Source organism: Geodermatophilus obscurus DSM 43160 (assembly GCF_000025345.1).
Lineage (GTDB): Bacteria > Actinomycetota > Actinomycetes > Mycobacteriales > Geodermatophilaceae > Geodermatophilus > Geodermatophilus obscurus.
In genome coordinates, this window is the sequence record NC_013757.1 from 804,012 (window position 1) to 828,606 (window position 24,595).

A 24,595-nucleotide genomic window follows, 5' to 3' on the forward strand; every position below is an offset into this window, starting at 1 on the left:
CAGTCGCGCTCACGCGACGGACTCGTCCACCCCCCCAGGGGCGGGAACCTGAAGCCCGAGCGCCGAGGCGATGTCGGGGCTGAGCTTCGGGAGCTCGCCCAGGATCCTTCGGAGCGCCTCGGACTCCCCGACGGCCATGGCCGCGGCGCGCAGCGCCAGCAGAGTTACACCGCCGTCTGCGGTCGCCGGTGACTTGACGGGGGCCTTGTCGGTCGTACGCGAGCCCGCCGCGCGACGGTAGGCGTCATCGGCGCGCAGACATACCTCGTGGATGGGCCGTTCGAGCATCTGGCGCAGCTGCGTCGGGATCGCGACGCGCATCTTCGCGACGTTGATGTTGAAGGCCGCATCGAGGTCGGTACTGAAGTCCATGGCGACGCGGGCCAGCTTCAGATGTTCGTCAATGCCACGCAGCCCTGCCCAGCCGCCCCATTGCACGAGCCTGTCCGCGCGGTAGATGTAGAGCCCCTGCTGGCGGTTCCACTTGCGCGGGCCCGACATGCGCTCGAACTCCGACTGGCAACTGAAAGCGTTCTTCGGCGGCAGGACGTACCGGTCCAAGGTGACGGTGCCGGTCTTGTCGCCTACGGTCAGCTCGAACCGCTGCCGCGGAAGCCGTTTCGTGGCGGGCTCGCTCTCGGCGAAAGGGTTCCAAGGCCGGAGCTTCTCGCCGTTGACGATGATCTCGACCTTCGGCACGACCTCGCCTTCGAGGAAGCGGTGGAACACCAAGGCGAGGTGCTCTGAAGCGCGTTCGGCGAGCTTCTCGATGCGGCGGCGCGCCCAGCCTCCTTCCGGCTTCTGTTCCTGGAAGACTCGGTCGAGTTTCTCCCAGATAACCACCGTGCCAGTGCCTTGGCCGAGCATCTCCTTTGCCCGGTCGTAGACCGCACTGGGCACGGGCTCGATGACGAGCCACTCGTCGAACTCGAGGATCGTGTCGAGGGACAGCTGCCGGGTCGTGACGCGCCTGAGGCCACCGCGGCTGAGTACGGTTAAGCTCCGGGCCTGCGACAGTGACGCGGTCTTGAGGCCAAGGCCGTACCGGCCGAGGTCTCCTGCGCCGTAAGGTCGCCAGCTTCCGAATCGCAGCGCCTCGTTCACGCCGTTGGCGGTCATGCCGCATCCGTCATCGGCGATCATGATGAGGGAATCCGCGCCCGCGTACTCGATTACGATCTCTATGCGCGTCGCGCCGGCGGTCACGCTGTTGTCCACGAGGTCGGCAACCGCGGACGGGAAGTCGTAGCCGATGTCCCGCAGCGATTCCGTCAGGCGGGCCGCGGAGGGGGTGATCGTCGTGTGGCGGGGCTCGCGCAAATTTCAGCTCCTCATCCGTGTGCTGGGACCAGGTTGCCACACGCCGCCGACAGATGCGGGAGGACCCGCTCAGGCGGCGGACACGAGGGCGTGGTAGGCCGCCGCGACGCGGTCGGCCCCCGCAGCCGCGCTCTCGTGCTCCCACACCCGAAGGACCGTCCATCCGGCGGCTTCGAGCTGCGCGGTCTGACGCCGGTCACGTTCGACGTTCGCCTGCAACTTCGCCTCCCACCAGCCGGCGTTGTTCTTCGGCGCGGTTCCGTGCACCGGGCACCGGTGCCAAAAGCAGCCATCGCAGAAGACCACCAGCCGTGCCCGTGTGAAGACGATGTCCGGCCGACCGGCGAGGCCGCGCATGTGCTTGCGAAAGCGCAGGCCCCGCCTGTGCAACTCGCGACGGAGAGCCACCTCCGGCGCTGAGTCAACGCGCGGCATGCGGCTCATGGCCGCGCTGACAGCGTCGGAGATCGGCGCAGGCACGCCTTCAGCGTAGGCCCGGGTCTGCGCCTCCTTGAGCCCGCACGCAACAAGATCGTGGTCGCAGTCCAGCGATAGTGTCTGCCGACCGTCGCCCAAGCCCGAAACTTCCACCGCTAGATCAAGTCCTTGGCTGTAGTCGAGGCGGGTAATCATCTTGCGGCCCGCGTTCACGACTTCTACGAGCCGCTCGGGATCGTGTCTGATCCTCGGTCTTGGAAGGAGCGACAGCTAAGACCCGCTGCGGCGATCGGAGCCTAGTACTGCAACGGCACTTGGGGGTCTCGCTGCCGGGATCGGCGGAGGGCTGGTAGCAGCGCATCCGCACACGCTGCTACCAGCCATCCGCCGATCCGCGCAGCGACATGCACAAGTGCCGTTGCAGTACTAGGTCCCATGGGAGGCCAGGTAAACCTGGCGGATGGTCTCGGTCACCCGCCGCCGAAGGCGGCGCCCAGCTCGTCGACGTCGGGACCGCCGCGCTGACCGAGGCCGACCTGCTGCGCGCGGTCGCCGGGTCCCTGTTGCTGGTCGACCGGACGACGGTCCGGGACACCGCTGGCCGCCCCTGGTGCAACAGCTACTCGCGACTGCGCCCGGACGTCAGCCAAGTCGAGTTCGAGGTCTCCGTAGGCGACCGCTGAACCCTCGGCGCGGGATTAATCGCTTCCGAAATACTCGTCGAAGGCGTCTCTGGCGACCGGGAGCGCTTCCGGGCACACCGCGCCAGCGACCTGGACCCCTAGGGCCACGGCCTCGCCCTCGTCGACGCGGCCGCGGGTAGCTGCCCGAATCAACCCGTCAAGGACCGTCTTCGCGGCCTCCCCCCCGGCGTTCGAACCTAGGAACTCGCATAGGACGCGCTCGGCGTCCGTGGGCTGGGACCGGTCTGTCCCGGGCAGTGCGTCCGGTAGGGCCGCTCGGATGCCCGCCATGTACGCCGCCGCCTCCTCCGGCGAGGCTCCACGCGAACACACCTGAGGCGAACCCGCGTAGTCGAGCAGGCGTTGGACCGGACCGACGATCATCCAGGTGAGGACCACCCGCTGTTGCGAGAACCAGGTGAGGACCACAGCAGGGTCGAAGGACGAGACACACAGGTCGACCGCGACCGTTTCTACCTCGGTTTGGACCACTGATGCCACGCCGAGGGCGCTTAGATCACGCGCTATCCCGGCCGGTGACGCGGCGTACGAGTTCTCCAGATCGGCCAGTGCGTTGGCCAGGTCCGAGTCGGTCGTCGGCCCGACGCCCCCGCCGGTGCCACCGCTCCCGCTCATGCCGCCGCTCCCACCGGTTTCACCGGTTTCACCGGTTTCACCGGTTCCACCGGGGTCGCCGTCGTCGCTGCCGCAGCCGGCCAGGACTAGAAGCAGGGCCGCGCAGCCGGCAACCCAGCGCGGACCCCGTCGGCGGCTCCCGTCGCGGGTGTGCCACGGTCGTGGACGCATGACCACCCCCCCACTAAGAAGACGTTTCGAAAGTAGGTCGTCGGGCTCTGGTCGCCGGCGACGAGGCGGCGCAGGCTGCCGGGCATGTCGTCGTCGGTGTCTTCCCCGCCGCCGCGGCTGATCAGTGACGAGCTGTGGGCGCTGGTCGAGCCGCTGATCCCGCCTCCGCCGCCGGCGGTGCATGGCCGCACCGGGCGGCCCCGCACCGGTGATCGGGACGTGCTCGAAGGCATCGCCTTCGTGCTGTCCACCGGCATCGGCTGGACCAAGCTGCCCACCGAGCTGGGCTACGGCTCGGGTGTGACGTGCTGGCGGCGGATGCGCGAGTGGGCCGAGGCCGGGCTCTTCGACCAGCTGCACCGGGCGGTGCTGGACCGGCTCGGCGAACAAGGGCAGCTGGACTGGTCCCGGGCCAGCCTGGACTCGGTCAGCGTCCGGGCGAAAAGGGGGGTGAGCTGACCGGGCCGAACCCCACCGACCGCGGCAAGGCCGGCAGCAAGTATCACCTGCTCGTCGACGCCGGCGGGCTGCCGCTCAACGTGCTCGTCTCGGGCGCGAACCGACACGACAGCATGCTGGTCGAGCCGATCCTGGACTCGATGCCGGCGATCCGCCGTGGCGGCCGCGGTCACCCGCGCCGGCGGCCGGTCAAGCTGCACGGCGACAAGGGCTACGACGTTCCGCGGGTGCGCCGCTACCTACGCCGCCGCGGGATCACCGCCCGGATCGCCCGCATCGGCCGGGACTCCAGCGCCCGACTGGGCCGGCACCGCTGGGTCGTGGAGCGCACTCTCGGCTGGCTGCTGTCCTACAAACGCCTCGCGCTGCGCTACGACCGCACCGCCACAACGATCACCGCGCTGGCCCGACTGGCCGTCACCCTGATCTGTGCCCGCCGCCTAACGACGAACTATTGAAACGTCTTCTAAGGCCGCGGAAGCTACGCGTCGCCGTTCATGGCCGACAGTGGTTCGGATGCGGTGCCACCGCAGACGAGAAGCAGGGCCGATGGCCACCGCCGCCGGCGTCCGTGAGGTCCCGGAGTCCCGCGCCGAGACGTGGCTGTCGCTCGCCGCCCTAAAGCCCTGCTCCGCGTCTGCGACATTTCCTACGTGCCGCCGTGCGGCACGACCTCGGCGAGAACGACCGCTTGTTCTACTGCCGCCACTGCGACTCCGGCGCGCTACTGTGGATCATCGACGCCGACGGGCTACGGGTCACTGCGTTCGCCACCAACAGCAGCCGCGGGCAGCTGCCCGCACTCGAGCTGCGGCACCGCCGCCGAGCCCGCGTCGAGGACCGCATCCAAGCCGCCAAGGACACCGGCCTGACCAACCTGCCGCTGCACGACTTCGCTCAGAACCAAATCTGTGCGTCATCGTCGCGCTGGCCTGCGAGCTCACCGCCTGGATGTAGATGCTTACTCCCACCCACCCACCCACCCACCCACCCGGCGGTGGGAACCCAAACGGCTGCGACCGAGCTGCTCACCGTCCCGACGACGCTGGCTGGCACCGGCCGACGCCGGCTGCTGCACCTGGCCGACCACCATTACTGGGCCGTCGTCGTCTACGACGCCGTCGTCCAGCTACGCGCACTAACCACCGGACCGATGCTGGCTCCCGGCTGACCCCGGTCCTCACCCGTCCCGACGACCCCGCACACTTCGGTCCGTGGAACCGGCACCTACCCGAGGACCTCGGGGCGGATCGTCATACCCGACCTTCAGAATCACTCTCCGGCGGCACATCGAGCCGCGCCCGGTGATCATCGGCGGTCAGACGAAGGATCCGGTCCAACCCTGAACGCAGGACAGCGACCCCTTCTCCGGCGACCCGGGGAAGGGCCACTTCGTTCCCACCCATTGCATAAAGCATCGCCAGTTCCGGAACTGAGGCGCATCGTCGATGTGTCCGTCACCGACGAACCTGTGAACCGTGCGGACGCCACTTCTCCTCGTGCGATCTCAAGAATATGGTCCCGCAACGACACCACCTCAGGAGCCGGCGAGCGTCCTGACGTGGTCGGCCCAACTACATGCTCATCATTCCGACCGCTTCTTCGAGGCGGGGACTATCTGGCGCAACAGTCGTCTAAGGGGCCAGTTATGACGACCCATTCAGCAGCTCCAGCCACAGCGGGACCTGCCGCGTCTACCGTGGCATTGGCCAGCGCCGCCATGCTGGCGATGATGACGGTTATCAACGTGGTCGTCGGGATCCCCGAGCCACCGGCAGTCGCGATTGCCGGGCTTCCCGTAGCGGCCGTCCCGGTCTACTTCGAGGCCCGGGCGCGCCGAAAGACCACACGCGAACAGTCGCTGCAGGCCATTGCCAGCATGGAGGGCGTCGAACTACGACAGACCCTGTCCGTGGTCATCGTCGTCAGCGCGTTGCTCCTCGTCCTGGAAAGCCTCGTCGGCGCAGCCGTCGGCAGCCTGGTCTCGATGGGCCGTGTCACCTCTGGGTTGCCGCCGACAGGAGCCGACTTCGCCACCGCGTACACCACGGGGATGGTCTTGATTGGCGTGCCCGTCCTTGGGGCCTTATCCGTGGCCATTGGCGTTCAGGCGGGTCGCTACTTGCAGCACCGCATAGCACCCTGGCTGGCTCTGGCCGCGGCCCTCATGGTCCCTGCGCGGCTTGCGATCATATGGGGCTCGGCATCCACCATCCGGCGTAGCGGATTGTGGGTGGACTATGTCGAAGCCCTGACCGGCATGGTGATCCTGGCCGTCTTCCTCTTCGTAGGTCTGTGGCTCGGGTCCCTCTGGGGGCGTCGAAACCGGGAGGTCGTTCTGCTCTCGCGCAGCTTCAAACGTCTAAACGCGGACGACCGGAGGGCTGCGCTCGACATGCTGCGAGCCGCAGCTCAGCAGGAGTTGACTCGTGCCACTCGTCCGGACGGCCCTGAGGCAGACCAAACTCCGCCGTCGACGTAGCGGTCCTGCTCCACGACGAAAGGCGATCGCTGGCAGCCTCACAGCCGCAGGCCTGCGACAACGCACGGGACACCCGTTGCCTTCGTCGCACGGATCACTGAGGTTTCTCACCTGGTTCCGCGGTCGAGTGAGGGCAGAACCAATGCGGCTGGGGCAATTGCGCCGAGCGCTGCGGGCAGAAGGTGACCCGGTCGAGACCCCGACAGCGGCCGAGCAGGGCGTGGCCGCGTTCACTCGGTGCGCGCAGCGCGGTGATCAGCTGGTGTAGCAGCGGTTGTCGGTGTGCAGCGGCCCGGGGGGTGCTTGACCGGCACGTGCACGCCGACGCCCGCGCCGGTGTAGCCCTTCGTCGGCCAGCACCGGCAGCCCTCGGGCGGCGTGCGGGCGGCGTGCGGGCAGGACCGGCTCGCGGGCGGCGGTCAGGTTGTGGGTCGAGCCGGGGCGCACGGCCGAGACCCACAGCGGGAAGCCACCCGGATCGCAGGGGACCTGAACGCTGCCGCCGCAGGCGTTGGGCTTGCCGGAGTACCACAGGTGATGGCCACCCTCGGCGCGGGCAGCGACCCGGTCCGTCGAAAGTACCGTGCCGTCCAGGCAGGCAGTGGGCTGGCCGTCAGCGCATGCGTGGGCCAAGACGTTGCCCGGGTTCGGCCGCGTGCGTGGCGATCACGTCGAGCGCCTCGTGCAGATGGCGGTAGGCAGTGGCGATGCTCAACTGCGCATCAGCGGCCAGGGTCCGCAGGTCCAGGCGGTAGCGCAGCCAGCGCAATACCAGGCCGACCTGGGTGTACACCGTGCCGGCCCGCTGCGCCGGCCGAGCGCCGGGGCGCGACACCGGGCGATCCACCCGGTCACCGCCTTAGTACTACAGCCGCACTTGAGCGATGACTCGTCGGGCGGCGTAGTGGCAGCGGCGGGCGCGGGCCTGGTGTCTGCGCCGCCAGTGTGACCGATGCAGGATCTGGTCCGGGTCCGGGTCCGGGTCCGGGTCCGGGTCCGGGTCGGGGGCCAGGTGCCAGACCAGGCAGGTGACGAGGTGGCGGATCTCGGGAACGGTGAGTTCGGTCAGCTCACCGTGGGGATCGCGGAGCCCTTTTTTTCGCCGTGGGCGGCGGCGCGGGTGACGGTCAGGTAGGCGTGCGCGAGGCAGGCCAGGGTGATGTGCCGGTACCAGGCGTCGTAGCGGCGGACCTGGTAGTGGTCGAGACCGACCTCGCCCTTGGCGGTGTGGAAGGACTCCTCGATCGCCCAGCGGGCACCGGCGACCGCGACCAGGTCGGCCAGCGACGACTCGGGTGGACAAAAGCACAGGTAGTGGGACAGTTCGCCGTCGGTGAGGCTGCGGCGGACCAGCAGCCAGTACCGCCCGGGCTCGGACAGCAGCCGGATCGCAATCCGCGCCCAGTCATACAGCCGGGGCCCCTTGGCGCCGGCCCCGGCCGACAGCCGCTGCCAGGCGGAGGCCGGCACGGCGGCGGAGGCCGCGTCGGCCCGGCACTGCACCGGGTGGCCGTCGAGCAGGGTGAACACCGATTGGCTGACCGGCACGGCCAGCACGTACGGCATGTCGCGGTCCTCCAGCGCCAGGCGCAGGCCGGAGTGCTGGCCGTAGATCTCGTCGGCGGCGACCCAGCCGGCTGGCACCTGCGCGTCCAGCGCGCGGGTCAGCATCGCCAAGGCCAACTCCGGCTTGGTGGCGAACGCCACCTGCGGGCCGATGCCGGCCGCGAGGCACCGATCCCGATCGTCGATCCAGGCCTTGGGCAGATACAGCTCCCGGTCGATGAAGGTGCGCCCGGCCGGGGTGGCATAGGCCAGAAAGACCCCGACCTGGCAGTTCTCGATGCGCCCGGCGGTACCGGAGTACTGCCGGGCCACCCCGGCGGAGCGGGTTCCCTTCTTCAGGAACCCGGTCTCATCGACCACCAGCACCGCAGCATCGTCACCCAGATGCTCGATAACGTAACCCCGCAGGTCATCACGGACCGCATCGGCGTCCCAGTCGGCGTGATTGAGCAGCCGCTGCATCGCATCCGGCGTCCGGTCACCGGCCTGCTCGGCCAGCGTCCACCCGTTCTTCCGCTCCGCCGCCGACAGCAGGCCCGCAGATACACCCCCACTCGCACCCGGGGCTCCGACCGAGCGAACTGCGGACCGATCCGCTCCAGCATCTTCTCCAAGCCCACGGCCCAGTCCTCGACCTCGGCCACGGCGACATCCTCGACCACCGACCAACCGTCGTCGGCCCCATCGGGTTAGCCGTGCAGACACGCCGCAGCCGCCCAAGGTAAGTGCGGCTGTAGTAGTAGGCGGTTCGGCAGACTAGTGCTCCGTAACTGACGTCGTCTGTGTCTTGCGGCGTCGTGGATCGGTGGCCTTGGCGATGACGGTGTCGGGGTCCTTGGTCCAGTTGAACGGGGCGCAGCGGTCGTTCCAGGCGGTGATGGAGCGCTCGATGGCGGCGATGAGGTCGGCGACGGTGGGGAAGTTGCCGCGGCGCAGTGCCTGGCGGGTGATGATCGAGAAGAACGCCTCGACCAAGTTCAGGCACGAGCCCGAGGTCGGCGTGAAGTGCAGCCGTACCCGCGGGTGGCGCTCGAGACAGGCGCGCACCGCCGGGTGCTTGTGCGTGGCCAGGTTGTCGCAGACCACGTGCAGCTCGCGGCGGGGATAGGCGGCGGCGACCTGCTTGAGGAAGGCCAGGAACTCCTGGTGGCGGTGCCGCTGGGTGCAGGCGTCGGTGACTCGGCCGGTGGCGACCTCGAGGGCGGCGAACAGCGTGGTGGTGCCGTGCCGGACGTAGTCGAAGCTGGCCGCCTCCGGATGCCCGGGCCGCACCGGCAGGGTCGGGGCGGCCCGCTCCAGCGCCTGGATCTGGGGCTTCTCGTCCACGCAGAGCACCACCGCGCGCTCCGACGGATGCAGGTACAGCCCGACGACGTCGCGGACCTTGGCCTCCAGGGCCGGGTCGGTGGAGAACTTGAACGTCTCCGCTCGCCAGGGCTGTACGCCGAAGCGGTGCCAGATCCGGGCGACGGTGACGTGCGAGATCGGCGTCCCCTCCGCCGCCAGCGCCGTGGCCAGCAGCCGGGAGGACCAGTGCGTCGCGCCGAACCGGGTCGGCGGTGCGGTGAGGGGTCAGCTCCAGCACCCGATCGCGCAGCGCTTCGGGCAGCGGGGACGGTTGCCCGGCCGCAGTAGGTCCTCCAGCCCGGCGAGCCCGGACTCGGCGTAGCGCCGTCGCCAGGTGACCACCGTCGGCTCGGCACGGCCGACCATCGCGGCGATCTGCTTACCCGGCACGCCCTCGGCGGCCAGCAGCACGATGCGGGCCCGCTCGACCTCCCGGGCCGGCGCGCCCTTGGCCCGCGCCCGTCGCTGCGGCTCCCGCCGGTCGGCCTCCGGCACTACCACGGTGCGCACGTGAGCGACCATGAGGAATGGTCAACCCCGACCGGACATGACATCGAGAACTACAGCAACGGAGCACTAGGGACACGGCGCCCTACACTGCTGCAGGCTCGTTAGTCGTAGCTGGCCTCAGGAGGAAGCTGCAGGGTTAGGAACGACGGAGGAAGGCTCGGAAGCACCGACCGGTGAATTATGTCGGATCTGCGCCGCGGCCTTTGGTGCAGCGCGCGAAGAAGCCTTGAGGTTCATGCTCATTACTCCTACTCCTACGCCGACGCCCCGCCGCTGCATGTCCTGCTCTACCACCTCGGCCGGTCAGGGAGCCGACCTCAGCTGCAGGACGATGCCCAGCTGGACTGGGTGCGTCGCCAGCGCGCCGGCGTGCCACCGTTGACCAGCGTGGGCGCCGGGTCGCTGGTGTACGCGGTCTGGGCTGCTGGCTGGCCGACCGGGAACGACTCACTGGCCCTCACTGGACAGGCTCACTGAGCTCGATCCCACCATCGAGGTCCGACCGCACGAGCGGTTCGTCGACGGTGGCGATGCCCGTCACCTCAGCCGGCGTCCCGGCCGGGATCGACATGGCAACCTGGGCTGATGCGCCGCCCCTTGCCCTGACGGAGACGATCAGGACAGCGGGATGACCCTCGCGCCGATCAGGTGTACGCGGGCGTCGGCGGCGTGACCGTCGCAAAGGTCGATCCCTTCGCCGTCGGCATCGACGACGCGATGGGTGACCGGCTCTGCGCACGGCTCGCCCAGTCGGTTGTGCTGCCACCGGCGCAGGCAGCCCGGTGTGGTGCGCCAACAGCGCCCTCCGGTCGACCGCAGCGTCGCGCCGTGCTCGGGGCAGGCGCCCCACGGCATGGGGCAAGCGTCGGCCCGCCGGGCGGCGAGGCGGATGAGTTCGTCGGCGGTGTCCAGCAGCTCTTCAGCGGCGCTCTGCAGACCTCCGGCGGCCACGTCCAGCCGCCAGCCGGCGCGCCGCCGAGCCGGGTCGGGGTCGGCGTCCCGTGCCAAATCGGCTTCGTGCAGCTGGCGGTACAGGTCGGCCGCTGTGGCGGCCAGTTCCCGCGCCCGGGCCGGTGTCATCCACGGGCCGCGTGCGGCGCCGTACTGTCCGGAGCTGTTGGCGTCGCCCATCGGTGTCCTCTCGGGTCGGGTGGGGTCGACGGCGTTCTTGACTGGACCGGCGGGTGCTGCACGGAGGGGCCGAGGCGGGGCCCGTTCACTCGCAGGCGGGGTCCGCGCGCTTCCAATGCCGTGACCACGACAGTGGCCGACTCGGTGTCCCCGAAGCGCGTCCCCGTCACGGTTGTGGACGGCTCCTCGGTCGTCCACAGCCCTGCTGGCCGGCGCGTCCTGCGCCCGCCAGCGCTAGCGCGTGGAGGATCCGAGCAAAGGACCGCGGGAGGAGCTGCCGCCGGACGCAGGGTGCGTCTGGCCCCCTCATGGCTGTCCCTGGTGTCGGGACGTCCGTCGACGCGCGGACACACGGGCCGGTTCAGGTTCGCGAGCTCGTAATGACTTGCGAGGGGACCTGGCCAGCTGCGATGAAGTCGTCCAGGGCCGACCGTTGCAGCCGGACGTGCCTGCCGAGCTTGACGTAGGAGATGCGGCGTTCGGCGATGAGGCGACGGATGAACCGTTCGCCGGTCCGAAGATAGTCGCCGGCCTGGCCGGGTGTCAGCAGTTCGTCGCTACTGCCGGGACCAGCCGTGAGGGCTGGTGGAGTGGCGGCATTGAGTTCCATGGGACGACGATGCCGCTGAGTTCCCCTGTACTTCTCCTGTAGGCATGCATGGTCGGCGGGTCTGGCTTGTCGGCGCACGATCCGTGCTGGTAGGCGACTCAAGGACTACCGGAGGACCGGCCCTCGTCCACGAGTCGCCGTTGTGGCCGCTACTGGTCGAGTGCTGCATGGACGTCACCTGTCACCTGGCGTGAGAGCTGCGGCCGGAGCGCTTCGAGCACCGATGCAGCGCCGGTGGAGGCGACCTGACGACCGAGATAGACGTCCTGGGTGAGGCTCGGGTTGGCGTGACCCAGCTGGTCGGCGATGGCACGGGCGGAAAGGCCAGCCTCGTCGAGCATCGTCGCCGTCGTCTTGCGGAGGACGTGGCTGGTGACGTGGCCGAAGCCGGCGCTGTCGAAGGCGGCTCGCAGGTCGGCCTGCGTGTTGGAGGGGTCGCGCCAGCCGCCGAGCGGCGCGGGGAACACCGGCGCCTCCGCTCCTGCACCCTCTTCCAAGGCGTTCGGACGGGCAGCTCTGCGCCGCAGTCTCTCGACGCACCACGGCGGGAGGAGCAGCGTGCGGGCGCCCGAGGCGGTCTTGTTGCCCTTGCGGACGAGGCTCTGCCCGGTCACCCGAACGATCGTCGCCCTGACGTCCACGGTGCCGGCGTCGAGGTCGAGGTCGCCCCGCGTCACGGCTGCGGCTTCGCCGATACGGCAGCCGCTGGCGAGCATGAACGCCACGAGGTCCGGCACGTCCCGCCTGCGGGCTGTCTCGTCGGCGTCGAGCTGTGCGAGGAGCGTGCGGGCCTCGTCTGCGGTGAGCGACTTCGGCGCCTTCTTGGTCGGGGCCTTGAGACTGCCGGTGTCGCGGACGGGGTTGCGGTCCAGCGCGTCGTGACGGGCCGCTAGGCCGCAGACGCCGCTCAGGACGCTCTTGGTCATCTTCGCCACGGCAGGGCCGTGCTTGTCGGAGACGAGGCGCAAATGCCGGTCGATGTTGCCGATGCTGAGCTCTCGTACCCGCAGGTTGCCCAGGCCGGGGAGCACTTGCTGGTCGAGGCGGTTGCGGTAGGCCTGCATCGTCGTGGGGCTGAGGTTCTCCAGCCCGGCGAACCATGCCTCGGCGAGAACGTCGACGCGTGTGTTCGGGGTGATGTCCCCATCGACGTTGAACCGGGCACGGTCGCGAAGGGCGAGTCGGAGCGCTGCCTCGGCGGCGGCCTTCGTCTTGGCGTGTCGCTGGACCTGCCGGCACTTGCCGTCGTAGTCGCGGTACCAGGCGACGGCGCGATGCCCCGACGGCGTCGCGTGCGTGCGGATCTTGCCTGCCGTGCCAAGCGCCAGACCGGGTCGAGCCATGATTTACCCCTGAAAAACAGCGGCCTTCGGTGGCTCGTCACGGTACGACATGGGCGCCGGGAACATCACATACCTGCACGTTAAGGGCTAGTCCGGTGTGTGGCGGTGCGCTGCGGTTAGGTGCGACGGGGTAATCGGGCGGTTGGGGGTTCGAGTCCCCCCGTCGGCTCACACAGCTGAGTTGTCCAGTCGGTGGCCGACGCCGCCGGTCGTTGCAGAAGGCAAAGGAACGGCAAGAAGTCGGTAAAGCGTCGTCCGGCTCGGCGGCGGGCACGTGCGTGCTGCCTAGCGTCCCGAGCCGTGACCACAGCCGTCGGCCCCTCCCGGGGCCGGCCTGCACTGCAACGGGACTGTCGCACGGACACCGCGGGCGGCGTCCGGACCTGCCACCGACGCCCGGTCACGGCGCCGGGTGGAGGCACTCGTGCGCGGCACGTCCCGGGACGACGAAGGGTGGGGATGTACCGGTGTCACTCCTGGACCTGGTCATCGTGGCGGTCATCGCCGTGCTGATCCTGCTCACGGTGGGCCTGTACTGGCGCGAGCACAGGCGGGCCGAGGTCCGCTCACGCGACGCCGGTGAGGGCTCGGAGTAGGTCGGAGGACCGCCATCGCCCGGAGGACCGCCACCGCCCGGCGGCCGACCGCAGACCTGGGGCGCCGGGCTACCGCGCCGGGACGGTGTCGTCCTCGCGTGCCCCGGTGGACGCGAGGGGCAGCAGCATCGTGAAGACGGGCGGTGACGCGCACGTCAGGGTCAGCCGGCCCTGCTCGGCCTCGACCAGCCGACGGGCCAGGGCCAGGCCGATGCCGTGCCCGTCCCGGCGGTCGGCCTGGCGGGAGAACAGCACCCCCTCCGGGTCCTGGACGCCCGGACCCTCGTCGGAGACGTCGACAGCCACCGCGCCGGCCGCCTCCCGCACGGTGACGGTGACCGTCCCTCGGCCGTGCATGGTGGCGTTGTCGACCAGCACGCCCAGCACTTGCCGGACCGCCGCACCCGATGCCCGCGCGTTCGGGGCGTCGGAGTCGACCCGTACCGCCAGGTCGCGGCCGTGCAGTGCCAGCCGGGCGGCCCACTCCGGCGCCAGCTCGCCGAGCAGCCTGTCCAGGTCGACCGGGCCGGCCGACGCGGCCTGCCCCGCGCGGGCCAGCCCGAGCAGCTCGTCGATGATCGCCTCGAGGCGGTCGGCGTCGACCAGGCTCGCGGCGATCGCCTGCCGGGGGTCGGCGTCCGTCCGCTCCAGCGCCGCCTCCAGGCGAAGTCGCATGCCCGCCAGCGGGGTCCGCAGCTGGTGCGAGGCGTCCGCGGAGAACGCCCGCTCACGGGCGAGCAGGTCGTCCAGCCGGATGGCCGTCGTGTCGAGTGCGGCGCCGACCGCGTCGATCTCCTCGATGCCGCCGCGGCGCGTGCGAACGCTGAAGTCGCCGTCCCCGAGCCGACGGGCGCTCTCCTCCAGGTCCTCGAGCGGACGGGCCAGCCGCCGCGCCTGCTCGCGCGCCACCAGCCAGGTCACGATCACCGCTGCGGCGGCCAGCCCGGCCATCGCGCCCCAGATGAGGCCGACCTCGCCGAGCACGTGGCTGCGCTGCTCGGTCACCAGCACGGCGCCGATCACGTCCTGCCCGTGCGTGACCGGCACGGCCGCCATCACCAGGTCGTCGTCGATGCGGGACTTCACCTCGCCGTCCAGGGCGTACCCGAGGACGGCGACGTCGTGATCGGGGGCGGACCCCGCCAGCAGGTCGCCGTCCCGGTCGAAGACGGCGGCGGTGAGGTCCTCGTCGTCCTCCCCGACGTCGGTGAGGGCGTCGCGGTCGACCGGTAGGTCTGCCTCCACGTCGCTGGCGACCTCGATGGCGACGTCGCTCGCCTCCCGCACGAGGTAACCGCGCTCCTGCCCCAGCATGTGCGCGCGGACGGCCCAGCCGAGCGGGAGGGCGAACAGGCAGGTGGCGAGCACGGAGGCCAGGACGGCGAGGGCGACGATCCGGGTGCGCACGGGCGTGGTCTCCGTTCCGCGGTCGGCGGGCACGGTGCTCGGGAGCGCCAGGGTGCACCGTCGCCCCGGCGCTGTCACCGCCTCCTGCCGCGGCGCGACCGGTCCCGCTCCGGAGGAGGCGGTGCCACGATGCCCGCATGGTCGGTCGGGTCCTCCTGGTCGAGGACGACGCGTCCATCGGCGAGGCGCTGGTGTCGAGCCTGCGCAGCCACGCCTACGAGGTCGCCTGGGAGCGCACCGGCGCCGGCGGCCTGGCCCGTGCCGCGGCCGGTGCGGTCGACCTCGTCCTGCTCGACCTCGGGCTGCCCGACCTCGACGGCGTGGAGGTGTGCCGGCAGCTGCGGGCGGCCCAGCCGGGGTGCGTGCTGGTGATGCTGACGGCGCGGTCGGCGGAGATGGACGTCGTCGTCGGGCTGGAGGCGGGCGCCGACGACTACCTGGTCAAGCCGGTCCGGCTCGCCGAGCTGCACGCCCGCATCCGGGCACACCTGCGCCGGGGCGGGAGCGGGACGACGGGGCCCGTCGTCCGCGCCGTGGGCGACCTGGTGGTCGACGTCGCCCGGCACCGGGTCACGGTCGCGGGCGGGGAGGTGCACCTGCGGCCCAAGGAGTTCGACCTGCTGGCGCGGCTGGCCGCCCAGCCCGAGGTGGCGCACAGCCGCGAGCAGCTGATGGCCGACGTGTGGGACGAGAACTGGTTCGGCTCGACGAAGACCCTCGACGTCCACGTCGCGGCGCTGCGGCGCAAGCTGCAGGAGGTCGCGCCGCCCGGCCGCCGGGTCCCGCAGATCGTCACCGTGCGCGGACACGGCTACCGGCTGGAGCTGGTGGCTCCCGACGGGCGGTAGCTCGGCCGCGGGGTGCCCGAGGACGCCGACGGCGACCGGGGCCGGTGCCCAGGTCGCGGAACGGGAGACGGTCCCCCTGCCGGTGCCCGGGACGCCGCCGTCGTCCAGGCGCTCCGCGCGGACCGGACCGCCGGTGAGGACGGCGTGCACCGTCTCCAGGACGTCGTCGAGGCAGCGGCGCGGGCGCGGGGCGCCGACCACGGGTGCAGATCCGTCATCGCCGTCCTGCCGCTGTGTCCGAGGGGCAGGGGAGGGAGCACCTTCGACGCTGGGGGCTGGGTGGCCGGCGGTGACCCAGCGGCGGGCGAGAACTCGGTCGAGGGTCGTCGCGTGGTGGGCCGGGGCGCGCGCCGCTAGCGTGGCGCCCGGCCGGCGGCGAGACGACGGCGCCGGGGAGCCGAGCCCAGGAGGCCGCCGTGTCCGACCACGTGTATCGGCTGAGTGAGATCGTCGGCAGCAGTCAGACGAGCGTCGACGACGCCATCCGCACCGCGATCCGCAAGGCCGCGCAGACCGTCCGGCACATCGAGTGGTTCGAGACCAAGGAGATCCGCGGTCAGGTCGTCGACGGCGACGTCAACTACTTCCAGGTGCGGCTGGCGATCGGCTTCCGCGTCGAGGACTGAAGAAGGACCCCCCTGCCCCCACCGCTCGCAGGCTCGCGGCGGGACCCTGCAGGGAGGCCGAGCCGTGGCCCGCGCCGAGCCCACGAGGCGTGAGGGGGCAGCGGGGTCCTCAATCGAAGCTGCCCGCACCGTCCCGCCGGTAGGGGGAGCGGCGCTCGAGCTGTTCCCGCTCGTGGCGGTCGGCCCGGATGCGCGCCGCCGTGCCCGGCGGGTAGCCGGCCTTGGCGACCCGGTGCTCGGTGGTCTCGACCATGAACGCCGTTGAGAAGATCAGCCCCATGAGCAGCCCACCCGCGGCGGCGGAGAGCCGGTAGACCAGCGGCACCGGGACGACGGCCAGGCAGAGCACCAGCACCGGCAGCAGCTGCACCACGGCCCGGGTCAGGTGACGGCGAGCCCAGCCGGGCTCGGTCGTGTCGGCCAGCACCCACGGGGAGAGCTCGGAGGGGAGCCGGCCACCCAGCGCATAGCGCACCCACTGCAGCGGGGTGGGCCGGCGCGCGGCGGTGGGGGTTCGCACATGGACGACGGTAGGCCGGGAAGGGCGTTGCCGGGGGCCTGTGGGCGAGAGCACACTCGCCTCCGCGCGATCCGACGGCGAGGAGGTCCGGCATGCACATCAGTCAGCTGCTCCGCCGCAAGGGGGCCGGCGTCGCCACCGTCGACGCGGCCGCCAGCGTCCGCACCGCGCTGGCCCTGCTCGCCGAGCACGGGGTCGGCGCCCTCGTCGTCTCCGCCGACGGCCGCAGCGTCGACGGGATCGTCTCCGAGCGGGACGTCGTCCGGGCGTTGCACGAGCGTGGCGCCGGCCTGCTCGCCGACCCGGTCTCCAGCGTGATGACCGCGCAGGTGCACACCTGCGTCCCGGGCGCGGGCGTCGAGGAGCTGGCCCGCACGATGACCCAGCACCGGGTGCGGCACGTGCCGGTCGTCGAGGGCGGCGCGCTGCTCGGGATCGTCTCCATCGGCGACGTGGTCAAGGCCCGGCTCGACGAGCTGGAGGAGGAACGCGCCCAGCTCGTCGACTACATCCAGACGGGCTGAGCGCCGCCCCCGAAACCGGTGGACGGGCCTCGGGGAGCCGGACGTACGGTGCAGGGGTGGACGAGCGGCGCGCCGGGGTCGCCTCCGGTCTGGCCGCGTACGGCCTCTGGGGGCTGTTCCCGCTGTACTTCCCCTTGCTCGAGCCGGCCGGTGGGGTGGAGATCGTCGCCCACCGGGTCGTCTGGTCGCTGCTCTTCGTCGCCGTCCTGCTGACGGCCCTGCGCGCCTGGCCGCAGGTGCGCGCGACGGTCACCGACGGCCGCGCGCTGCTGGTGCTGGCCGGCGCCGCGGTGCTCATCGCCGCCAACTGGCTGGTCTTCGTCTACGGCGTCAACTCCGGGCACGTGGTCGAGACCTCGCTGGGCTACTTCATCAACCCGCTGGTCAGCGTGCTGCTCGGCGTCGTGGTGTTCGCCGAGCGGCTGCGCCGACTGCAGTGGGTGGCCGTGGGCATCGCCGCGGTCGCGGTGGGCGTGCTCGCCGTCGACTACGGCCGACCGCCGTGGATCGCCCTGACGCTGGCGGGCACCTTCGGCCTCTACGGGCTGATGAAGAAGCTGGTGCGCGTCGCGGCCGCGCCGGGGCTGTTCGTGGAGACCGCGCTGGTCGTCGTCCCCGCCGTGGCGGTGCTCGCCGTCCTCCACGCGCAGGGGGAGGGGACGGCGGGCAGTGCCGGGACCGGCCACCTGCTGCTGCTCCTCAGCTCCGGGGTGGCGACCGCCGTCCCGCTGCTGCTGTTCGCCGGCGCGACCCGGCGCATCCCGCTGTCCACCGTGGGGCTCCTGCAGTACGTCACGCCGCTGATGCAGCTGGCCATCGGCGTCTTCGTCTACGACGAGCCGATGCCGCCGGCGCGGCTGGCCGGCTTCGTGATCGTCTGGGTGGCGCTGGCCGTCTTCACCGTCGACAGCCTGCGCAACGCCCGCGCCGGAGCCCGCCGGCGGACGGCGGAGGCCGCGCCCGCACCGGTCTGAGCAGGACCCCCCTCGCCCCCGCCCCTCGCAGGCTCGGATCAGGCCCCGTCCAGAGGCTCGCCGCAGGCCTCGTCCCGGGTTCCACCCTGAGCCTGCGAAGGGTGGGGAGGACGAGGTCCTCCCACGGTGAGGAGGACGGGGTCCTCCTGCCTGCAAGGCCGCCGAGGGCCCGGGATGTCGGTGGTCGGGACTACCGTCGGGGGCGTCCCTCAAGGAGGTAGTCCCGTGTCTGCCGAACCAGCTCCCGCGGTCTCCCCGCCGGGGGGCGAGGTGCCTCTTCCCCCGGCGGCCGACCCGTCCACCGCACACGTCCCCGACCCCGCCCGGTCCGCCGGGCTCACCCGCCGCGAGCACGAGGTGCTCGCCTTCGAACGGCAGTGGTGGCGCCGGCCCGGTGCCAAGGAGACGGCCATCCGCGACCGCTTCGGCCTGGCCCCGACGCGCTACTACCAGATGCTGAACGCCCTGGTCGACCGGCCGGAGGCGCTGGAGGCAGACCCGCTGCTGGTCCGGCGGCTGCGCCGGCTGCGCGCCGCGCGGGGACAGCGGCGATCGTCTCAGTTCCTGGGCAACGGGGGCCGCGGCATCTAGATTTGCTCACCGTGGGCAGGCACGCCGCATCAGGCGGTGACGAACTGGACCGGGTGAGCGCCCCGGTCCCGCACGGTCGGCGCCGCACCGACGGCCCGCACAGCGCGCCTCCGGTCGAGTACCCGACGAGCGACCACCCCACGGCGCCCAGTCGCAGCCGCGCCGACCGCCGGCGCGACGGGCTGCTCGACGCGGGTGAGGACCCGGGTCGCCGGCGTGCCCCGCAGGGCCGGCCGGTGCCGCCTGCGGCACCGGCCCGCGCCGCCGTCCCCGCCTCACCGCGGGGCGCCGACTCCACCGCCCGTCCAGGCAGCCCCGCCGGTGGGCCGCCCCGCCCCGCGCCGGGCGCCACCCGCGCCGGCGCTCCCGCCGCGGGTGCCGGTCGCTCGGTTGTCCCCGCTGGGGGTGCCGGTCGCCCCGCTGCCCCGGCCGCCGTCACCGCCCGGTCCGGCGCCCCCTCGCCGAGCCCCGGTGGCGTCAGGGCCCCCGCCAGGCCGGTGCCGGTGCCCGTTCCGGTCGCCGGTGCGGCCCGACCCGCCCCACCCGCCGACCGTCCCCGCGTCGCGGAGCCGGCGCCGGAGACCCGCATGCGGCTGCCGGTGCCACCCTCCGCCGCCGTCGCGGCACCCCCGGCTCCCGCGCCGCAGGCCGCTCCCCGCACCACCGTCGCCCCGTTCCAGGCGGTCCCCACCCCGGACCCCGTCGACGGGCCCACCCCCACCCCCGCCGCCGCCCGGCCGGCCGGGACGCCCCGCCGCCGCGCCGCCGACCGGGTCAGGCCCTGGGTCGACGACGCCGCGCCGCCCGTCGCCGCCGCGCCGACCGGTCACCCCTCCGAGCCGGCCTGGTCCTCGAGCCCACCGCCGGCCGCGGCACCGGCCGCCGGCGCCGCCGCGGGCTACCGCGACTGGACCAGCCCCTCGCGGACCCGTGACGAACACCCGGCCCCGCCGCCGGCCACCGAGGCGATCCCCGACCGCACCTCCGCCGGGTCCTCGCGCGCGGCCGCGCCGGCGACCGAGGCCATCCCGGACCGCACCCCCGCCTGGGACGACGACAAGTTCGACGACGACCGGTACGAGGGCGATCGGTACGACGAGGACGGCTATGACGACGGGCGCTACGACGACGAGCGCCACCTCGACGGGCGCTACGACGACGAGGACCGCAGCGACGGCGACCGGGACCGCGGGGGGCCGGACACCGGCAGCTCCACCGGGGTCGTGGGCGGCCGCGCCGCCTTCCGCGCGGAGCGCCAGGCCGCCGAGGCCGAGCGTCTGCGCGCCGTCCGCGCGGCCCGGCAGGAGGAGGTGCGCAGCTCCGGGGTGCGCCGCGTCGCGGTGGGTCTGCTGGCCGTGGCCGTGGTCGCCCTCGTGGTGCTCGGCGTCTACTCCTTCACCTCGTCGGAGGCCCAGGAGGCCGCCCGCAGCAGCACGACCGAGCCGGCCCCCACGGCGCCGGCGCCGGCCGTCCCCAGCTCGGCCCTGCCGCCCCTGGACGTCCAGCCGCTGCCGCCGGTCGACGCCGCCCCCGCCGCGCCGGTGCGCGTGCCGGTGACCGTGCTCAACGCGACCGGCGTGTCCGGCCTCGCCGGGGACGTCACCGCCGAGCTGACCACCGGTGGCTGGGAGTCCGGAGGCGTCGGCGAGTACCAGGGTGCCGACGTCGCCACGACCACCGTCTACTTCACCGAGGGCGACCAGGCCCAGTACGACGCCGCCGTCCAGCTGATGCAGCAGTTCCCGCAGATCAGCGGCCCGGCGGTGCGCTTCTTCGAGGTCCCCGACGTCGCGGACCCGGGTCTCGTGGTGGTCACCACGGGCGAGTGGCGGCCCTGACCGCGCCCGGACGTCCGCGGAACACCGGGGCGCTGCCGTGCGTTGGCGGCTCCGTGCGTCCCGTCCGCGGGCCCGTGCGTCCCCGCCCGCGCCCCGGCGCCCGCGCGACGTCCGCTGCCCTGCTCCTGCTGTTCACCCTGGCCGTGGCCGGGCTGCTGCCGCCGGCTCCGGCCGCAGCGGCCGAGGACGTCACCACCGAGGAGGCGCGGGTCCCCGTCGGCACGGGCGCGGACGCCGCCGAGCTGGACACCACCCTGTTCCTGCCGGCCTCGGCGAGCGCCGCGGAGCCCGCGCCGGCGGTCGTGCTCGCCCACGGCTTCGGCGGCAGCAAGGACTCGGTCGCCACCGACGCCCGCGACCTCGCCGGGCGCGGCTACGTCGTCCTCACCTACTCCGCGCGCGGCTTCGGGGAGAGCACCGGCCGGATCGGGCTCAACGACCCGCACTTCGAGGTCGCCGACCTCTCGGCGCTGCTGGACCGGCTGGCCGCGCGGGACGACGTCCTGCTCGACGCCGAGGGCGACCCGCGGGTCGGCGTCGCCGGGGCCTCCTACGGCGGGGCGCTGGCCCTGCTCGGCGCCGGCTACGACGACCGGGTCGACGCGATCGCCCCGCAGATCACCTGGAACTCGCTGACCGCCGCGCTGTTCCCCTCGCAGCTGGGGGAGCCGGCCGCCGGCACCGTCGCGGCCACCGCGCAGGCGCAGGACGGCGGGGTCTACAAGCGGCTGTGGTCGGGGCTGTTCTTCGGTGTCGGGTCGGCCCCCAGCGGCGGGCTGCTGGGCGCGCTCGGCGGCGGGGACGGCGACGGCGACGGCGCCGCCGCGGCGGCCGGGAGCCTGCCCGCGGAGCTGCCCGGCGACCTCGGGGCGATCGACCCGGCGGCGGTGGACCCGCAGGCGGTCGAGCAGCTGCTGACCTGCGGCCGCTTCACCCCCGAGGTGTGCGCGGCCTACCAGTCCGCGGCGTCCACCGGCACGCTGACCCCCGAGATCGCCGCCGTGCTGGACCGCAGCAGCCCGGCTCCGGTCCTGGAGCGCATCGAGGCACCCACCCTGCTGGTGCAGGGCACCCAGGACTCGCTGTTCGGTCTCGGCCAGGCCGACGCCAACGCCCGCGGCATCGCCGCCGACGGCACCCCGGTGAAGGTCGTCTGGTACCAGGGCGGCCACGACACCCAGGCCTCCGAGCGCACCACCGAGCAGCTGCGCGAGCAGGTGGCCGGCTGGTTCGACTGGCACCTGCGCTCCGCCGACGACCCCGCCCGAGGCCCGGACCCCGGCACCGGCTTCGAGTTCCCCGCGCCCACCGGCGTGACCGCGACGGTCGGCACCGTGCAGGGCGGCAACCGCACCGTGACCGCACCGGCGTACCCCGGTCTGGCCGGCGCCGAGCCCGCGCAGCGCTCGGCGATCGCCGTCGACGGGCCGCTGCAGCCGGTCGTCACGCCCGCGGGGGGCACGCCGGCCGCGATCACCGTCGTCCCCGGGCTCGGCTCGCTGGCCGCGGCGCTGTCCGGCACCGCGTTCGAGATCCCCGGCCAGTTCGCCGCCTTCCAGAGCGAGCCGCTCGGCGAGGCGGTGGAGGTCGTCGGCGCCTCGACGATCGACCTCGCCGTCGCCTCGCCCGGCGGCTCGGCGACCCTGTTCGCCAAGCTCTACGACGTCGCTCCCGACGGGACGGCGACCCTGCCGGCGGGCCTGGTCGCGCCGCTGGCGCTGACCGGCCTGTCCGGCGACCCCACGGCGCCGACGCAGGTCAGCGTGACGCTGCCGGGCATCGTGCACCGCTTCGAGGCCGGCCACACGATGCGCGTGGTGGTCTCCTCGACCGACCAGGCCTTCGCGCTGCCGTCCGAGGCGGCCGTCTACTCGGTCGCGCTGGCCGCCGGCGGGGACGCCGCCGCGCTCGCCGTCCCGCAGGTCGACGGCCGCACCGAGGACCCGAGCGGCACCTCCCGCTGGTGGGTGCTGCTCGGCGTGGTGGTCGCGCTGGGCCTGCTCGGCTGGCTGGCCGCCGTCCTGTGGGGACGCCGGAGCCGCCGCCGGGTTTCGGTCGTCGAGCCCGACGGCGAGGACGTGCCGCTGCGCTTCACCGGCGTCACCAAGGCCTACAAGGACGGTTTCGTCGCCGTCCGCGACCTCTCCTTCGAGGTGCGCCGCGGCCAGGTCCTCGGGCTGCTCGGGCCCAACGGCGCGGGCAAGACGACGTCGCTGCGCATGCTCATGGGGCTGATCCGGCCGACCGAGGGGCGGATCACCGTCTTCGGCCACGAGATCCGCCCGGGCACGCCGGTGCTGTCCCGCCTCGGCTCCTTCGTCGAGGGCACCGGGCTGATGCCGCACCTGTCCGGGCGCGACAACCTGCGGCTGTACTGGGCCGCCACCGGCCGCCCCGCCGACGACGCGCACATGGACGAGGCGATCGAGGTCGCCGGCCTCGGTGCCGCGATCGATCGGCCGGTGCGCCGCTACAGCCAGGGCATGCGCCAGCGGGTCGCGATCGCCCAGGCGATGCTCGGCCTGCCGGACCTGCTGGTCCTCGACGAGCCGACCAACGGGCTCGACCCGCCCCAGATCCACGCCATGCGCGAGGTGCTGCGCTCCTACGCCGCGACCGGCCGCACGGTGATCGTCTCCAGCCACCTGCTCAGCGAGATCGAGCAGACCTGCAGCCACGTGGTCGTCATGGCGAAGGGGCAGAAGATCGCCCAGGGCACGGTCGAGGAGATCGTCGGCACGGGCGGATCGGTGCTGGTCGGCCTGGCCGACGACGCCGACGGCGACCGGGCGGCCGCCGTCCTCACCGGGTTGCCCGGGGTGACGGTGGAGCGCACCGACGAGGGACTGGTCGCCGACCTCGACGGCACCGGCCGGGCGCCGGCGCTGCAGGCGCTGGTGGCGGCCGGCATCGCGGTCGACGCGTTCACGCCGCGCCGCCGGCTGGAGGACGCGTTCCTGGCACTGGTGGGGGAGGACTCCTGATGACTGCTCACGTCCAGCCGACCGGGGCGGTCGCCGGCTACCGGCCCGAGCGCACCCTGCGGCTGTCGGTCGAGCTGCGCAGGCAGTTCAAGCGCCGGCGCACCCTCGGGGTCCTGGCGCTCATGGTGGCGCTGCCGCTGATCCTCATCGCCGCCCTCCAGCTGGGCGGCACCGAGGAGGCCGAGGAGAACGCCCGCATCAACCTCGTCGACGTCGCCACCTCGAGCGGGCTGAACTTCACCCTGTTCGTGCTCTTCGCGACGACCAGCTTCTTCCTGGTCGTCGTCTACGCGCTGTTCTTCGGTGACACGGTGGCCAGCGAGGCCCAGTGGGGGGCGCTGCGCTACACGCTGGCCACCCCGGTGCCGCGGATGCGGCTGCTCCGGCAGAAGTGGCTGGCCGCGCTGGTGCTCTCGGTGGGCGCGCTCGTCGCCCTCGGGCTCACGGCACTGCTCGCCGGCGGCATCGCGTTCGGCTTCGGCGACGTGCAGACGCCGGTCGGCGTCACCCTGGGTCAGGGGGAGGGGCTGCTGCGGCTGGCCGGGATGGTGGGCTACCTCGCCGTCCACCTGCTGGTCGTGGGCACGCTGGCCTTCTGGCTGTCCACCGTGACCGACGCGCCGCTGGCCGCGGTCGGCGGGGCGGTGTTCACCATGTTCGTGTTCGCGATCCTCGACCAGGTCGAGCAGCTGGGCTCCATCCGCGACTTCTTCCCGACCGCGGAGGAGTTCGCCTGGACCGACCTGCTGCAGACCCCCGTCGACTCCGGCGACCTGTTCCGCGGCGTCGTGCAGTCGCTGCTCTACGCGGCGGTGTTCACGGCGCTGGGGTTCCGGCACTTCTCCCGCCGCGACGTCACGTCGTAGTACGAGGCGAGCCGCCCTGCGAGGGCGGGACGCGGGGACGGGCCCGGAGGGTCCTCTCCGCGTCCGCGCGCAGCGGCTCCGCGCAGCAGGGGGACGGCAGTTGGCCGCGGTGCGATCCGGAGGAT

The 24,595-nt window shown here is 72.6% G+C and carries 22 protein-coding genes and 3 pseudogenes; 12 read left to right on the top strand and 13 right to left on the bottom strand.

Annotated elements, in window-relative coordinates; translation table 11 throughout:
- Positions 1–9 precede the first annotated feature (9 nt).
- From GOBS_RS03755 to GOBS_RS03765, 3 genes are all read right to left on the bottom strand, one after another.
- Positions 10–1,320 (bottom strand): ATP-binding protein, encoded by a 1,311-nt coding sequence (locus GOBS_RS03755; RefSeq protein ID WP_012946967.1) that lies wholly within the window; start codon positions 1,318–1,320, stop codon positions 10–12.
- Positions 1,321–1,389: 69 nt separating this feature from the next.
- On the bottom strand, positions 1,390–1,971 hold the full coding sequence (locus tag GOBS_RS28485; protein WP_243697639.1) for a very short patch repair endonuclease: 582 nt from the start codon (positions 1,969–1,971) through the stop codon (positions 1,390–1,392).
- A 485-nt stretch (positions 1,972–2,456) separates the two neighbouring features.
- Positions 2,457–3,077, bottom strand: a complete 621-nt coding sequence (locus GOBS_RS03765; protein WP_012946969.1) for a hypothetical protein — start codon at positions 3,075–3,077, stop codon at positions 2,457–2,459.
- Between the two features lie 255 nt (positions 3,078–3,332).
- Between GOBS_RS03765 and GOBS_RS25155 the strand changes: the two genes are divergently transcribed.
- From GOBS_RS25155 to GOBS_RS03785, 3 genes and pseudogenes are all read left to right on the top strand, one after another.
- Positions 3,333–4,165, top strand: a protein-coding gene (locus GOBS_RS25155) for an IS5 family transposase (RefSeq protein ID WP_012946970.1) whose coding sequence is annotated in 2 segments (ribosomal slippage) — positions 3,333–3,689 and positions 3,692–4,165 — 831 coding nt in all. Because the reading frame shifts where the segments join, the coding sequence is not laid out codon by codon here.
- Positions 4,166–4,425: 260 nt separating this feature from the next.
- Positions 4,426–4,878, top strand: a pseudogene (locus GOBS_RS03780) (transposase); the annotation flags it as partial.
- Positions 4,879–5,406: 528 nt separating this feature from the next.
- Positions 5,407–6,189, top strand: a complete 783-nt coding sequence (locus GOBS_RS03785; protein WP_041241322.1) for a hypothetical protein — start codon at positions 5,407–5,409, stop codon at positions 6,187–6,189.
- 255 nt (positions 6,190–6,444) lie between these two features.
- On the opposite strand, the gene GOBS_RS29590 is transcribed toward GOBS_RS03785, so the two are convergent.
- The 8 genes and pseudogenes from GOBS_RS29590 to GOBS_RS03815 form a co-directional block, all read right to left on the bottom strand.
- Positions 6,445–6,822: a transposase family protein gene (locus GOBS_RS29590; protein WP_081448802.1), complete on the bottom strand. Its 378-nt coding sequence runs from the start codon at positions 6,820–6,822 to the stop codon at positions 6,445–6,447.
- On the bottom strand, positions 6,803–7,036 hold the full coding sequence (locus tag GOBS_RS25160) for a hypothetical protein (RefSeq protein WP_166487285.1): 234 nt from the start codon (positions 7,034–7,036) through the stop codon (positions 6,803–6,805). Before GOBS_RS25160 ends, GOBS_RS29590 begins: the two co-directional genes overlap by 20 nt.
- 218 nt (positions 7,037–7,254) lie before the next feature.
- A pseudogene (locus tag GOBS_RS03795) lies at positions 7,255–8,417 on the bottom strand (IS701 family transposase).
- A gap of 94 nt (positions 8,418–8,511) precedes the next feature.
- Positions 8,512–9,306: pseudogene (locus GOBS_RS03800) on the bottom strand (IS630 family transposase); the annotation flags it as partial.
- A gap of 21 nt (positions 9,307–9,327) precedes the next feature.
- Positions 9,328–9,612: a helix-turn-helix domain-containing protein gene (locus GOBS_RS29595; protein WP_208104379.1), complete on the bottom strand. Its 285-nt coding sequence runs from the start codon at positions 9,610–9,612 to the stop codon at positions 9,328–9,330.
- Between the two features lie 615 nt (positions 9,613–10,227).
- On the bottom strand, positions 10,228–10,743 hold the full coding sequence (locus GOBS_RS03805) for a hypothetical protein (protein ID WP_012946972.1): 516 nt from the start codon (positions 10,741–10,743) through the stop codon (positions 10,228–10,230).
- Positions 10,744–11,104: 361 nt separating this feature from the next.
- Positions 11,105–11,353: an excisionase family DNA-binding protein gene (locus GOBS_RS03810; protein WP_049788139.1), complete on the bottom strand. Its 249-nt coding sequence runs from the start codon at positions 11,351–11,353 to the stop codon at positions 11,105–11,107.
- A 149-nt stretch (positions 11,354–11,502) separates the two neighbouring features.
- The gene (locus tag GOBS_RS03815; protein ID WP_012946973.1) at positions 11,503–12,696 is read right to left on the bottom strand and encodes a site-specific integrase; all 1,194 of its coding nucleotides are present in this window, start codon (positions 12,694–12,696) and stop codon (positions 11,503–11,505) included.
- 467 nt (positions 12,697–13,163) lie between these two features.
- Between GOBS_RS03815 and GOBS_RS29165 the strand changes: the two genes are divergently transcribed.
- Complete coding sequence (locus GOBS_RS29165) at positions 13,164–13,292, top strand: hypothetical protein (protein WP_012946974.1); 129 nt, start codon at positions 13,164–13,166, stop codon at positions 13,290–13,292.
- 69 nt (positions 13,293–13,361) lie between these two features.
- Here GOBS_RS29165 and GOBS_RS03820 read toward each other — a convergent pair whose 3' ends face one another.
- Positions 13,362–14,699: a sensor histidine kinase gene (locus tag GOBS_RS03820; RefSeq protein WP_012946975.1), complete on the bottom strand. Its 1,338-nt coding sequence runs from the start codon at positions 14,697–14,699 to the stop codon at positions 13,362–13,364.
- A gap of 137 nt (positions 14,700–14,836) precedes the next feature.
- Between GOBS_RS03820 and GOBS_RS03825 the strand changes: the two genes are divergently transcribed.
- Both GOBS_RS03825 and GOBS_RS03835 read left to right on the top strand, forming a co-directional pair.
- Positions 14,837–15,547 (top strand): response regulator transcription factor, encoded by a 711-nt coding sequence (locus tag GOBS_RS03825; protein WP_012946976.1) that lies wholly within the window; start codon positions 14,837–14,839, stop codon positions 15,545–15,547.
- 416 nt (positions 15,548–15,963) lie between these two features.
- Positions 15,964–16,173 carry a dodecin gene (locus tag GOBS_RS03835; RefSeq protein WP_012946977.1) on the top strand — a complete coding sequence of 70 codons (210 nt, stop codon included), beginning with the start codon at positions 15,964–15,966 and terminating at the stop codon, positions 16,171–16,173.
- A gap of 109 nt (positions 16,174–16,282) precedes the next feature.
- On the opposite strand, the gene GOBS_RS03840 is transcribed toward GOBS_RS03835, so the two are convergent.
- Positions 16,283–16,693, bottom strand: a complete 411-nt coding sequence (locus GOBS_RS03840; RefSeq protein WP_041241324.1) for a DUF5313 family protein — start codon at positions 16,691–16,693, stop codon at positions 16,283–16,285.
- Between the two features lie 92 nt (positions 16,694–16,785).
- Between GOBS_RS03840 and GOBS_RS03845 the strand changes: the two genes are divergently transcribed.
- The 6 genes from GOBS_RS03845 (at position 16,786) to GOBS_RS03870 (ending at position 24,470) form a co-directional block, all read left to right on the top strand.
- Complete coding sequence (locus GOBS_RS03845) at positions 16,786–17,217, top strand: CBS domain-containing protein (protein WP_012946979.1); 432 nt, start codon at positions 16,786–16,788, stop codon at positions 17,215–17,217.
- A 56-nt stretch (positions 17,218–17,273) separates the two neighbouring features.
- Entirely contained in the window at positions 17,274–18,191 is a 918-nt protein-coding gene (rarD, locus tag GOBS_RS03850; RefSeq protein WP_012946980.1) for an EamA family transporter RarD, read from the top strand.
- 225 nt (positions 18,192–18,416) lie between these two features.
- On the top strand, positions 18,417–18,782 hold the full coding sequence (locus tag GOBS_RS03855) for a DUF3263 domain-containing protein (RefSeq protein WP_012946981.1): 366 nt from the start codon (positions 18,417–18,419) through the stop codon (positions 18,780–18,782).
- Between the two features lie 587 nt (positions 18,783–19,369).
- Positions 19,370–20,620 (top strand): LytR C-terminal domain-containing protein, encoded by a 1,251-nt coding sequence (locus GOBS_RS03860; RefSeq protein WP_012946982.1) that lies wholly within the window; start codon positions 19,370–19,372, stop codon positions 20,618–20,620.
- Between the two features lie 74 nt (positions 20,621–20,694).
- The gene (locus GOBS_RS03865; protein ID WP_041241842.1) at positions 20,695–23,604 is read left to right on the top strand and encodes an alpha/beta fold hydrolase; all 2,910 of its coding nucleotides are present in this window, start codon (positions 20,695–20,697) and stop codon (positions 23,602–23,604) included.
- On the top strand, positions 23,604–24,470 hold the full coding sequence (locus tag GOBS_RS03870; protein ID WP_012946984.1) for an ABC transporter permease: 867 nt from the start codon (positions 23,604–23,606) through the stop codon (positions 24,468–24,470). Before GOBS_RS03865 ends, GOBS_RS03870 begins: the two co-directional genes overlap by 1 nt.
- Positions 24,471–24,595 lie beyond the last annotated feature (125 nt).